The organism is Streptomyces sp. IBSBF 2435, assembly GCF_036815005.1.
GTDB lineage: Bacteria > Actinomycetota > Actinomycetes > Streptomycetales > Streptomycetaceae > Actinacidiphila.
Genome location: NZ_JAJSYW010000378.1, coordinates 1 through 1,275 on the forward strand (window position 1 = coordinate 1; position 1,275 = coordinate 1,275).

Consider the following 1,275-nt stretch of genomic DNA (forward strand, 5'->3'; position numbering starts at 1 on the left):
TGAAGCTTCCCCGTTGACCTGGACACCTGGAGACTGGGACCTGGTCCCAGAGGAAGTAGAGCCAGGTGAGCAACAAGCAGGGCAAACGGTACTCGGAGGAGTTCAAGCGTGATGCCGTCGCGCTGGCCCGATCCTCGAGCAAAACGGTCACCGAGGTGGCCCGGGACCTGGGAGTGAGCCCCGAAGGGCTGCGGAGCTGGGTCAAGCAGGACAGGGTCGACCGCGGCGAGGGCGGCCCGGGCGAGCTGACCAGTGCCGAGCACGAGGAATTGCGTCGCCTTCGCCGGCAGAACCTCGAACAGCAGAAGACCATCGAGGTCCTGAAAAAAGCCACGGCCTTCTTCGCGCGGGACAGCGACCGGTGAGCGAGGTCTACCGGTTCATCGCGGCGGAGAAGGCCACCTACCCGGTCGCCCTGCTCTGCCGCGTACTCGGTGTTCCTCGCTCCTCCTTCTACGCCTGGAGCGGCGGCGAGGACACCCGGCGCGCGCGCCGTCGGGCCGACGAAGCACTCGCACACGAGATCACCGTGGTCCACCTGGCCTCCAGGGGCGCCTACGGCGTCCCGCGCGTCCATGCCGAGCTGCGGCGGCTGGGCCACGGCGTGAACCGCAAACGGGTCGAGCGGCTGATGCGCGAACGCGGCATCGCCGGAGTCACCCGCCGCCACCGCCGGTCGCTGACCCGTCCGGACAAGCAGGCCCGGCCCGCACCGGACCTGATCGGCCGTGACTTCACCGCGGACCGGCCCGGCACCCGCCTGGTCGGCGACATCACCTACCTGCCGACCGAGGAGGGCTGGCTCTACCTCGCCTGTTGGCTGGACCTGGCCACCCGCGAGATCGTCGGCTGGTCGATGGCCGACCACCACCGCGCGGACCTGGTCGTCGACGCCCTGCACATGGCCCACGGACGCGGCCGCCTGGAACCGGACTGCATCGCGCACAGCGACCGCGGAAGCGAATACACCTCGGCCCAATTCCGCGCCGAGGTAGCCAGGTTGGGCGTGAGGGCGAGCACCGGACGCACCGGCTCGTGTTACGACAACGCCGCAGCTGAGAGCTTCTGGGCGGTTCTCAAAGCCGAAATCGGCACCCAGACCTGGCCCGACCGGGCAACCGCCCGCACTGAGGTCTTCTCCTTCATCGAGACCTTCTACAACCGCCGCCGACTACGCAAACACCCCAACTGGGGCTACCTGACCCCGCACGAGACCCGACAGCGGCACACCATCGCCGCATAAGAACGAGTGTCCGAGATCACGGGGAAACTTCA

General features: G+C 68.3%; 2 protein-coding genes. Both read left to right on the forward strand.

Annotated features, from left to right (window positions below; all coding sequences use genetic code 11):
- Positions 1–65 precede the first annotated feature (65 nt).
- Positions 66–365, forward strand: a complete 300-nt coding sequence (locus V7E46_RS33525) for a transposase (protein WP_333771924.1) — start codon at positions 66–68, stop codon at positions 363–365.
- Positions 362–1,243 (forward strand): IS3 family transposase, encoded by an 882-nt coding sequence (locus tag V7E46_RS33530; RefSeq protein ID WP_333771925.1) that lies wholly within the window; start codon positions 362–364, stop codon positions 1,241–1,243. The genes V7E46_RS33525 and V7E46_RS33530 overlap by 4 nt, the downstream gene beginning before the upstream one ends.
- Positions 1,244–1,275: the final 32 nt, after the last annotated feature.